Source organism: Coprococcus sp. AF21-14LB (assembly GCF_003458885.1).
Classification (GTDB): Bacteria; Bacillota; Clostridia; order Lachnospirales; family Lachnospiraceae; genus UBA9414.
In genome coordinates, this window is record NZ_QRVX01000062.1 from 1 (window position 1) to 11,272 (window position 11,272).

10 protein-coding genes and 1 tRNA gene are annotated in these 11,272 nt (G+C 40.5%); 6 read left to right on the forward strand and 5 right to left on the reverse strand.

What is annotated here, in order from left to right; genetic code table 11:
- Positions 1–99: 99 nt before the first annotated feature.
- Positions 100–1,272: an NAD(P)-dependent malic enzyme gene (locus DWX73_RS11670; RefSeq protein ID WP_118348923.1), complete on the forward strand. Its 1,173-nt coding sequence runs from the start codon at positions 100–102 to the stop codon at positions 1,270–1,272.
- 159 nt (positions 1,273–1,431) lie between these two features.
- Here DWX73_RS11670 and DWX73_RS11675 read toward each other — a convergent pair.
- From DWX73_RS11675 to DWX73_RS11690, 4 genes are all read right to left on the reverse strand, one after another.
- Positions 1,432–1,505, reverse strand: a tRNA-Arg gene (locus DWX73_RS11675).
- Positions 1,506–1,758: 253 nt separating this feature from the next.
- Positions 1,759–2,517 (reverse strand): amino acid ABC transporter ATP-binding protein, encoded by a 759-nt coding sequence (locus DWX73_RS11680; RefSeq protein ID WP_118348924.1) that lies wholly within the window; start codon positions 2,515–2,517, stop codon positions 1,759–1,761.
- An 11-nt stretch (positions 2,518–2,528) separates the two neighbouring features.
- Positions 2,529–3,176: an amino acid ABC transporter permease gene (locus tag DWX73_RS11685; RefSeq protein ID WP_118348925.1), complete on the reverse strand. Its 648-nt coding sequence runs from the start codon at positions 3,174–3,176 to the stop codon at positions 2,529–2,531.
- 24 nt (positions 3,177–3,200) lie between these two features.
- Positions 3,201–4,037 (reverse strand): amino acid ABC transporter substrate-binding protein, encoded by an 837-nt coding sequence (locus DWX73_RS11690; protein ID WP_118348926.1) that lies wholly within the window; start codon positions 4,035–4,037, stop codon positions 3,201–3,203.
- 237 nt (positions 4,038–4,274) lie between these two features.
- Between DWX73_RS11690 and DWX73_RS11695 the strand changes: the two genes are divergently transcribed.
- Positions 4,275–5,513 carry a 6-phosphofructokinase gene (locus DWX73_RS11695; RefSeq protein WP_118348927.1) on the forward strand — a complete coding sequence of 413 codons (1,239 nt, stop codon included), beginning with the start codon at positions 4,275–4,277 and terminating at the stop codon, positions 5,511–5,513.
- Positions 5,514–5,797: 284 nt separating this feature from the next.
- Here the strand turns inward: DWX73_RS11695 and DWX73_RS11700 are convergent, their stop codons facing one another.
- Positions 5,798–7,024 (reverse strand): 6-phosphofructokinase, encoded by a 1,227-nt coding sequence (locus DWX73_RS11700; protein WP_118348928.1) that lies wholly within the window; start codon positions 7,022–7,024, stop codon positions 5,798–5,800.
- Between the two features lie 138 nt (positions 7,025–7,162).
- Here DWX73_RS11700 and DWX73_RS11705 point away from each other — a divergent pair, with 138 nt between their 5' ends.
- The 4 genes from DWX73_RS11705 (at position 7,163) to DWX73_RS11720 (ending at position 11,090) form a co-directional block, all read left to right on the forward strand.
- A complete protein-coding gene (locus DWX73_RS11705) occupies positions 7,163–8,179 on the forward strand; it encodes a glycosyltransferase family 2 protein (RefSeq protein ID WP_118348929.1) in 1,017 nt (338 codons plus the stop codon).
- A gap of 62 nt (positions 8,180–8,241) precedes the next feature.
- Complete coding sequence (gene rbr / locus DWX73_RS11710) at positions 8,242–8,850, forward strand: rubrerythrin (protein WP_118348930.1); 609 nt, start codon at positions 8,242–8,244, stop codon at positions 8,848–8,850.
- 21 nt (positions 8,851–8,871) lie between these two features.
- Complete coding sequence (locus tag DWX73_RS11715) at positions 8,872–10,620, forward strand: S8 family peptidase (protein ID WP_118348931.1); 1,749 nt, start codon at positions 8,872–8,874, stop codon at positions 10,618–10,620.
- Positions 10,621–10,712: 92 nt separating this feature from the next.
- A complete protein-coding gene (locus tag DWX73_RS11720; RefSeq protein ID WP_158556864.1) occupies positions 10,713–11,090 on the forward strand; it encodes a PLD nuclease N-terminal domain-containing protein in 378 nt (125 codons plus the stop codon).
- Positions 11,091–11,272: the final 182 nt, after the last annotated feature.

The following is an 11,272-nucleotide window of genomic DNA, read 5'->3' on the forward strand; positions in this document are numbered from 1 at the left end:
AATATATAATTGCATTTATAGATGCAAGCCTTTATTATTAAAATAAGGAACAAAATATGATAATTTTGCGAAATAATAATTTGAAAGGCGGAATTAAAAATGGATTACGGAAAAGAATCTTTGAAAATGCACTATGATTTAAAAGGAAAGATTGAGATGGTGTCAAGAGCAGCGGTAGATTCAAAAGAAGCGCTGAGTCTTGCTTATACACCTGGTGTTGCAACACCTTGTCTGGAAATTCAGAAAGATATAAACAAAAGCTTTGAACTGACAAGAAGATGGAATACAGTTGCAGTTGTGACAGACGGAACTGCAGTTCTCGGACTTGGGGATATTGGCCCGGAAGCCGGAATGCCGGTTATGGAAGGAAAATGTGTTCTTTTTAAAGAATTCGGCGGCGTAGATGCAATTCCGCTTTGTGTAAGAAGTAAAGATGTGGATGAAATTGTAAATACAGTACGTCTTCTGGCAGGAAGTTTTGGCGGTGTAAATCTGGAAGATATTTCTGCACCGAGATGTTTTGAGATTGAGCAGAAATTAAAAGAATGCTGCGATATTCCGATTTTCCATGACGATCAGCATGGAACAGCGGTAATTACACTGGCAGGAGTGATCAATGCGCTGAAGCTTGTCGGAAAGAAATTGGAAGACGTGAAGATCGTTACATCAGGAGCCGGAGCAGCAGGAATTGCGATTATTAAACTGTTAATGGCGATGGGACTGAAAAATGTTATTATGACAGACCGGATGGGTGCTATCTATAAGGGACGTGAGAATCTGAATGCAATCAAAGCAGAGATGGCAGAGATTACGAATTTTAATCAAGAGAAAGGAACTCTGGCAGAAGTAATCAAAGGCGCAGATGTATTTATCGGAGTTTCAGCACCGGGTACACTGACAGGAGATATGGTACGCACAATGGCAAAAGATCCGATTGTATTTGCGTGTGCAAACCCAACACCGGAGATTTTCCCTGAGGAAGCGAAAGCAGCAGGCGCAGCAGTGGTTTCTACAGGACGATCTGACTTCCCGAATCAGGTAAACAATGTACTTTGCTTCCCGGGAATTTTCCGTGGTGCGCTTGATGTGAGAGCATCTGAGATTAATGATGAGATGAAGATCGCAGCGGCATATGCGATTGCAGGACTTGTTAGTGATGAAGAATTAAATGCAGATTATATCCTTCCAATGGCATTTGATAAGCGAGTAAAAGATGCCGTTGCAAAAGCAACAGCAGAAGCAGCAATCAAGAGCGGCGTGGCAAGAGTATAGAATAGATTAGAAAAATATAGCAGGGTGCAGAGAGCGTTAGAATGCTTTTTCTGCACCTGTTTTTTATGGATTAAAAATAATTGTTGTGCAGATATGTAATGGTAACAAATATATCGGAAAACAAAAAAAGAAGTGCTACAATCGTAACACTTCTTTGTACGTGCGCTAGAGGATTCGAACCCCCGACCTTCTGGTCCGTAGCCAGACGCTCTATCCAGCTGAGCTAAGCACACATGGATGTTTGTTTTGTTGTGTCGCTCACAACACTGATAATTATATGGCATGATTGTGTATTTGTCAATACTTTTTTTGAAAAAATTTTATTCAGCAATTTTGCACTATTTTTAATCAGAATTTTTGGTGATTTTTTGCGGTTGAATTATGGGGAAAATCAATTCTGTCACTTAGATTTGCGCTGTTGGGAGTGGAAAAATCAGAGGCTCCTAATTCTCCGCAGAAAAGCAGGAGCACTCTGAATAGTAAATATTATTCAGAGGAGTATTTTCCAAGAAATTCCTGTATCCTCGTATTGTCGGAAGAAAAGACTTCTTGCGGAGTTCCTTCTAAAGTAATATGACCTTGTTCCATAAAAATCATTTTGTCTGCAACTTTACGGGCGAAATTTATTTCATGTGTGACAATGATCATTGTCATATGTTCTGCGGCAAGATCTTTGATGATTTTTAGAATTTCTTCAGTTAGTTCCGGATCCAGTGCAGAAGTCGGTTCATCAAAGAAAAGGATCTGCGGTTTTACAGCAAGAGCACGGGCAATGGATACACGCTGCTGTTGTCCGCCGGAGAGCTGATATGGATAAGCATCCGCTTTGTCTTCCAGTCCCATTTTAGCAAGAAGTATCCGGGCTTCCTGATACACTTCCTCTTTTGGTCGGTGCTGCACCCGGATAGGGGCGTCAGTGATATTTCTGATAACAGAAAAATGTGGAAACAGATTAAAATTCTGGAAGACCAAACCAAAGCAGGATTGGATTTCTTTTAAGGTGTGTTTTGGTGGAAAAAGGAGTCTGCCCTGTTCCGTCCAAAATGCTTTTTGTCCCATATAGCATACTTCTCCTGAGGTAATGGATTCCAACATTGCAGCGCAGCGGAGTAATGTTGATTTTCCGGAGCCGGAAGGGCCGATAATTGCAACGATTTCACCTTTTGCAACAGAGAGTGATACATCCCGGAGTACGGGAATGCCTTCGAATTCTTTATTTATATGTTTCATTTCTAAAAGTTTCATTCCAGTACCTCCTAGCGATAATAGTTTAATCTTTTTTCGAATTGTTCCATACAAAAGGCAACCGTATAGTTAAAAATAAAATAAAAAATTCCTGCAATAAAGAATGGAAGGATAGTAGTTTGAGCGGCAGCAATTTGTTTTGCAACACCAAACATTTCAATGTAAGAAAGCGAATAGACAAGTGATGTATCTTTGACAAGGGTAATTACTTCATTTGTGACAGAGGGAAGGATAACTTTCACCACCTGCGGCAAAATGATATACAGGAATGTCTGGACTTTAGAATATCCGAGCAGAGCAGCTGCTTCATACTGACCTTTTGGGATGGCTTCCATTCCGGAACGGTAAATTTCAGCGAAATAGGCAGCATAATTTAAGGAAAAACCGAGCAGGATTGCAGTTAGCTTATAGCCTCCGATATTCATTTGCCATAAGTAATAAGGAGCGAAATACCATACGAGAAGCTGTAACATCAGCGGAGTTCCGCGCATGATAGAAATATAGCTATTGATTATCCAACGGACAGGTTTATGTCTGCTTACTTTTCCGAAATAGACAAACATTCCAAGAGGCAGAGAAAATAGTAGCGTGAAAAAGAAAATCAGGCACGTCTGTCCAAACCCGGCAGTCATTTGTTTTAAGATTGTATCAAAGCTCATAGAGATTCCTCCCAAAGAGAGATTTTATTTTAATGTTACCATATCTGTAATGTCATATTTTTCTGCTAATGCGGCAACAGTACCGTCTTCTGTCAATTGTTCTAAATCTGCATTTACGATATCACATAATTCCTGATTGCCTTTTTTAAATCCAATCGCATATTGTTCCGTGTTGAGCGATTTGTCCAGGATTTTAAAGCCTTCTCCGCGGGATTTCATCTGATAATTGGCAACACCGATATCAATAGCAAGGGCGTCAAGGGCGCCAGCCTGGAGTTCTGTAAAAGCAGTATTGTAATCGGCAAATTCATTCAGAGAACGAAAAGTATCAGCTAATGCCTTCTGACCGCTATCTTCTTCACTTTGCAGCAAACTGAGAGCTGCGCTTGCGGCCTGAACGCCTACAATCTTTCCGGAGAGATCTTCTAAAGAAGTGATTCCGGAAGCTTCGGAAACAACGATGACTTGACTGTTGTCAACATATGGAATGGAAAAGGTATAATCATCTTCCCGACCGTTCATTGTAAAACCGTTCCAAATGCAGTCGATAGAACCAGAGTCCAGTTCCATATCTTTGGAATCCCAGCTGATTGGTTTTTTTACCAGTTTCCACCCTTCCAGCTTACAGACTGCTTCTGCTAATTCTAAGTCAAAACCGGTGTATTCACCATTATCATCCAGATATCCATATGGCGGATACTCTGCGTCAAAGCCAACAGTAAAAGTCTGTTGTGAGTCAGCAGCTTTTGATTCAGGAGATGCAGAATTTTTCTTTGGTGCAGAACCGGAGGCGCTGCATCCGATCAGCAGTGAAGCAGTTAATATAGTTCCAGTCAGCATAACTAAAAGTTTCTTTTTCATAAATAAATCCTCCTTTAAATACGTTAGTGTATTAGCGATTGACTACTTTACTGTGATAAATTAATAAAGATATTATCATAAATAAAAAAAGTTGTCAATGTAATTGAAAAAAAGAATTATGAGTAAAATCAACAAAAAAAATCTATAAAACAAGCATTTACTTTACAAAATAGACAAAATATCGTAGAATAAAACTATTCACAGGAGTAGAAATGGGAATATTGGAGGTAATGCGATATGAAAGGTAATGTAATTGTAGGACAGTCCGGAGGCCCTACTGCGGCAATTAATTCCAGTCTGGCAGGTGTTTACCGAACTGCAATCGAGCGCGGCGCCAAGAAAGTTTATGGAATGAGAAATGGAATCCAGGGACTGCTGGAAGAGCGATATGTAGATTTATCAGAGCATATTACAAATGATTTGGATGTGGAGCTTTTAAAGCGCACACCGGCGGCTTATCTTGGCTCATGTCGATATAAATTGCCGGAGATTCATGAGGATCAGTCAGTGTATGAGAAGATTTTTGGAATTCTTGAGAAGCTTGAAATAGAAGCTTTTATTTATATAGGCGGAAATGATTCTATGGATACGATTAAAAAGTTATCGGACTATGGAATATTGACTGGAAAACAGTGTAAATTTGTTGGCGCACCAAAGACAATTGATAATGATCTGGCGCTGACGGATCATACACCGGGTTTTGGAAGCGCCGCCAAGTACATTGGCACATCTGTAAAAGAAATCATCCGTGACGGAGAGAGTTTAATCTATCCGAAGGGACTTGTAACAATTGTGGAAATTATGGGAAGAAACGCAGGATGGCTGACCGGTTCTGCATGTCTTTCAGAGGGGGAAGACTGTGAAGGACCTGATATGATCTATCTTCCGGAGATTCCATTCGATTTGAATGAATTTTTAGCAAAAGTAAAAAAACAGTTAGAAAAGAAACATTCTGTTGTTGTGGCAGTTTCAGAAGGAATCAAGCTGGCAGATGGAAGATATGTATGTGAACTTGGCTCCGGAGTGGACTTTGTAGATGCATTTGGTCATAAGCAACTGTCAGGAACAGCGAACTATCTGGCAAGCTTTGTGGCGGGAGAGATTGGTTGTAAAACACGTTCTATTGAACTGAGTACACTGCAAAGAGCCGGCTCTCATATTGCATCAAGGGTAGACGTACTAGAGGCACAGCAGGCAGGAGGAGCGGCAGTGATGGCGGCGGATGAAGGAGACAGTGGCGTTATGGTTGTATTTGAGAGGGTGTCCGATGATCCGTATCAGGTTCGTACAGAAGTAAAGAATGTGCATAAAATTGCCAATGATGAACGGGTTGTTCCGAGAGAATGGGTAAATGAAGAAGGAACATATGTGACAGCGGAATTTAAGCGTTATGTCAGACCGCTGATTCAGGGAGATGTCTCTCCGGTTATGGTAGATGGTATTCCGAGGCATTTGAGAAGACCGTTCAAATGTTAATATTTTAAGGATTAAGGAAGAGGCTAAAATAGGACAATAAAAAAGAGAAATCTGTTGATATATTTCTCTTTTTGTTATGATAGTCTAAAAAGGGAGGATGCCGGGTAATCAATTTGATTCCCGGCATGTATTATGAAAAAGTTTGCTCTATAATGAAGTTTATTGCTTCTTTATTGATATACTTAGTATATAATTGAAACGTGAAAAAACAGTGATATAGAAATGAAGCTTTTTATAATAAAAGATGAACAAAATATGAACATCTCAAAATTCCCTTGAAATTCTTAGTGCTTGCGATAGGCAAACTTCGGAAGTCCGTTTTCTTTTGGAATGTTGACCTCTCCTTCAATGAGTGGACGGGCATAGGTAATAAAATCATCTGAAAGATCAGAACCATCCCGGATGATCCATTCAGCGGGAACGGTTTTCTCCTGATTGCAGATATGATTTACATCTTCAGTTGTAAAGCGAAGCTCATAAGGAGAATCGGACACACGGGAAAATGCAATCATTTTTCCGGTTTCGCCAGAAATGGCAGCATCTACTGCAAATGCTCCAGAGGAGACAGCTTCTGAAAGATCAGTTTCTGAAAGCATTGCGGAAGAACAGCGCTGACAAACATTGAGTTCAATAGAGCGCACTTTAACACCGAGACGGTCTTTTACAAAGTTTTCAAGATATTTTCCGGAACCGGACAGCATTTTGTGACCAAATGTATCGGTACCTACGTTACTTGCATATTCACAGATGAATATACCGGTTTGATCGTGAATTCCTTCGGAGATACAAACAACAAGATTAGAAGTTGTCTGTAAAGCAGTTTCCACTTTTGAGATAAAGTCTTCCGGATCAAAATTAGCTTCCGGCAAATAAACAAGAACTGGATTATCACCTTCGAATTTTCGTGCCAAAATACTTGCCGCAGTCAACCAGCCAGCATGGCGTCCCATGATTTCTACGATGGTAACAGATTTTTTATTATCGTATACAGAAGCATCGACCGCAATTTCCCGAACAGTTGATGCGACATACTTAGCAGCGCTTCCAAAACCTGGTGTATGATCTGTCATTACAAGGTCGTTGTCAATTGTTTTTGGAACACCAATAAAACGGATTGGGCTTTCTATGGAGGCGGCATAGCGGGAAAGCTTGCTGACTGTATCCATAGAATCATTTCCTCCGATATAGAAGAAATATCCAATCTGAAGTGCGTCGAATTTCTGAAACAGTGTTGGGTATACCGGATCGGAAAGATCTTCCGGAAGTTTATAGCGGCAGGAACCAAGATAAGAACCAGGAGTTGTTTTCAGAAGTTCCAGTTCTTTACTTTCAAGAAGCGGACGCATATCCATAATCGTATCGTGTAAAAATCCTTCGATTCCATTTATCATACCGTAAACGTGTTCAATGTCATCTGTTTTGTTAAGGCCTGCAGAAACAACGCCATACAGGCTTCCATTGATGACAGCAGTAGGACCGCCGGACTGGCCGACAATCATATTTTTCTTCATATGTATTCATCCTCCAGATAATAAAAATAAGTTTCTTACTACATATTAAAGGAAGAAGTAAAAATTTACAACAATAATAGTTGGAAAAATGTAAAGGATGTTTTATACTGTTAGATATTAAAGTGGAGGAGAATTACTATGAAATATATATCATTTGCCATCCCGTGCTATAATTCACAGGACTATATGGCCCGTGCTGTGGATTCGGTATTGGAAGGCGGCGAGGATGTGGAAGTGCTTATTGTAAATGACGGTTCAAAGGATGACACGCTGAAGATTGCCAGATCCTATGAAGAAAAATATCCAACGATCGTTAAAGTGATCGATAAGGAGAATGGGGGACATGGAGATGCCGTTAATGCTGGGCTTCGAAGTGCTTCAGGCAAGTATTTTAAAGTGGTAGACAGTGATGACTGGATTGATAGTGAGGCACTGAAAAAAGTACTTGAGACGCTTCATAAGTTTGAGGAAGAAGACAGAAAAGTAGATATGATAATATCAAACTATGTCTATGAAAAGGAAGGTGCAGAACATAAAAAAGTAATCCATTACCGCAATGCCCTTCCGGAAGAGCAGATTATTGGCTGGAATGAAGCCGGACACTTTCATATTGGACAATATATTTTAATGCACTCGGTAATTTACCGGACAGAACTTCTGAAACTGTGCCAGTTAGAATTACCGAAGCATACATTCTATGTAGATAATATTTATGTATACTATCCATTACCGCATGTATCAACACTTTATTATCTGGATGTGAATCTGTATCGATATTATATCGGACGGGAAGACCAGTCTGTCAATGAGAAAGTAATGATCGAGCGCGTGGATCAGCAGATTTTTGTGACAAAGACAATGATCGATATGTATAAGATGAAAATGGTTCCGAACAAGAAGCTTCGAAGCTATATGACCAATTATCTTGCGATTATGATGACAGTTTCTTCTATCCTGCTGATTCGCTCAAAGAAAGAAGAGAATCTTCAGAAGAAAAAAGAACTATGGGAATACTTGAAGAAGAGCGAATACAAAACATACTGGAAAATTCGCTATGGTATTTTGGGACAGACAATGAACCTTCCGGGGAAATCAGGACGAAAGATTTCTGTGCTTGGTTATAAGGTGGCACGCAGATTATTTGGGTTTAATTAAACAGGAATGTATAAAGAGAACTGCCATTGTACATACTCTAAAAGAAAAAAGGAGTATGTATGATGGCAGTTCAATTTTGTGAAAGTAAGACGAAAGAAAATTTAATGAAAGCTTTTGCGGGAGAAAGCCAGGCGCGCAATCGATATACATTTGCGGCAAAAAAAGCACGAGAACTTGGATATGAATCCATTGCACAGGTATTTGAATTCACAGCAGAGCAGGAGCGGGCACATGGGGAACGTTATTACCAACTGTTAAATGCTCTTGCAGGAGAAACCGTTACTGTGGATGGAACGTATCCGGTTGATATTGCAGAAGATATCTGTGAGCTTCTTGACAAGGCAGAACACAATGAATTTGAAGAGTATGAACATGTATATCCGCAGTTTGCACAGATTGCGAAAGAAGAAGGATTTATGGAAGCAGCGTCAGCCTTTACAATGATCGGTGAAGTAGAACAGATGCATGGAAAGCGGTTCAGAAAACTGGCAGAGCTTCTGAGAGCAAATCAATTTGATAAAAGTACAGAAGAAGAGAAGTGGATGTGTTTAAACTGCGGTTACATCCATACCGGAACGCAAGTGCCGCCAAATTGTCCATCCTGTCATTACGAGAAAGGATATTTTATTCCCCTGTCATTTGCACCGTTTCAAGGGAATATAGTGTGTTAAAGAGAAATAAGAGGTATATCTGTGGAAAATCAGAAAGCAGAAGCGCTTTTAAATCTGGCAGCAGATGCGACAACGGAAGAGCTGAAAAAAGCAGAAGAATTATCCGTTGGGTATGATGAGGGAAAAGGAATCTGGGAGATTATTATAAAATATTCCGGAACACTGGAAGAAACGAAAAAACTGGCCGAAGCAGTTGTAGAACTTCAGGGAGGATTTGCGGTTGTGACGGTAAAGAAGACAAATCTTGAAGCATTGCTTAATCTTCCGGAAATTGAATATGCAGAAAAACCGAAATCATTATATTTTGAAGTGGAAGAAGGGCGAAGAGTGTCCTGCATCAACACGGTGCAGGATGCTCCTCTTTCGCTTTCGGGAAAGGGAGTGCTTGTGGCAATTGTGGATTCAGGAATTGACTACAGGCATAGAGATTTTAGAAATCAGGATGGGACTACACGGATTTTGAATTTGTGGGATCAAACCGGAACCGGAAGTCCGCCGGCAGGATATCATATCGGAACAGAATATACGAAAACAGAAATTGATGCCGTATTAAATAGTGAAAGAATGACTGCTGATGAAGAGGTTCGTGGGGAAAATCGTGTGTTGACTGTGGATAATTCCGGTCATGGAACAGCTGTTGCGGGGATAGCAGCAGGAAACGGAAGCAGCAGTGAAGGGATTTACCGGGGAGCTGCACCGCAAAGCGAGCTGTTAATTGTGAAACTGGGACAGCCGCGGGAAAATGGATTTCCAAGAACAACAGAATTGATGCAGGGACTTGACTATGTGATTCGAAAAGCACTGGAATACCGTCGTCCGGTGGCAGTGAATGTAAGTTTTGGGAATACATATGGTTCTCATGACGGAACGACTTTAGCAGAACGATTTATTGATTCTCTTGCGAATATATGGAAAACAGTTATTTGTGTAGGTGCAGGCAATGAGGCGGCCGGCGCCGGTCATACGTCTGGAGTTTTAAAGGCGGAAGAAGAGGAAATAGTAGAATTTGCAGTACAGGATCGGCAGCCGGAACTGAGTATTCAGATTTGGAAGGAATACGAGGATGAAATGGAAATTTCGATTATTGCTCCATCAGGGATTCGGGTCGGACCGATAAAACAAGTGCTGGGATCGCAGCGGTTTGAAATAGAACGAACAGAAATTTTACTGTATTATGGAGAGCCAAATCCGTATAGCACTGCACAGGAAGTTTATATTTCGTTTTTGCCGGAGACGGATTATATCGATAGTGGAATTTGGGGGATTGTATTAACGCCTGTCAGCATTGTGAGGGGAGCATATGAAATGTGGATGCCGGGGCAGCAGGTATTAAACAGAGGAACCGGTTTTTTGTATCCTACAGCAAAAACAACCTTGACAATTCCCTCTGCGGCAGCAAATGTAGTGACGGTAGGGGCTTATGACAGCAGAACATTTTCCTATGCTGATTTTTCCGGGCGGGGGTATACAAGGATTACAAATCAGATTAAGCCGGATCTTGTGGCGCCTGGAGTTAATGTGCGGACGACAAGGGTGGGAGGAGGTTATGTTGAGATGACAGGAACTTCTTTCGCGACGCCTTTTGTGACCGGAGCAGCGGCATTAATGATGGAATGGGGAATCATAAGAGGAAATGATCCATATCTGTATGGAGAGAAAGTAAAAGCGTATTTGAGAAAAGGAGCCAGAGCGCTGCCGGAGTTTGAAGAATATCCCAATCCATATGTGGGTTTTGGGGCATTGTGTGTGAGGGAGAGCATCCCAGAGTAAAGTTTATAGAATCTTTATGAATAAGTACTTGACCACTGTCTGTTCCTAAGTCATATTATATTACATATAATGAAGTTAGGACGGTGATGAAAATGTTACACATGATGTTGTTGATCATTTATATTTCACTTATTCTGATGGTGGTTTTTGTAGAACGAAAACATCCGACAGAAGCGTTGCTATGGGTAGTGATTATGATTTGTCTGCCATATTTTGGGACAATTTTATATCTGATATTCGGAAGCACAGTTGCAATCAAGTTAACTGCATTTATACGCAGGAAGAAACTTCAGATGCAGCCGGATAATGTAGAGTTATTGTCGCCGGTTTCGCTGGAAGAAGGACAGTTGTCGGAATCTGATCTGCAGGTAATCCGATTTAATACAGTGTATAACGCAAGTGAACTGACTTGCTGTCAAAATGCAGAATTTTATACAAGTGGAAAAGCCCATTATACCCAATGTCATTAAGTTAATTTAAAAATTAAAAAAAGCAGAATGCAAGTAGGTAAAATCTCACTTGTATTTTGCTTTTTTCATTTTGTTATCTGTTTTTTTGCACGGCAAACAGACAGATGGATTGTACATCTGTCTATAATCCTATATAATGATGAATGGTTATGCTACCCTGTATAGAAAACTTACTGACGCCT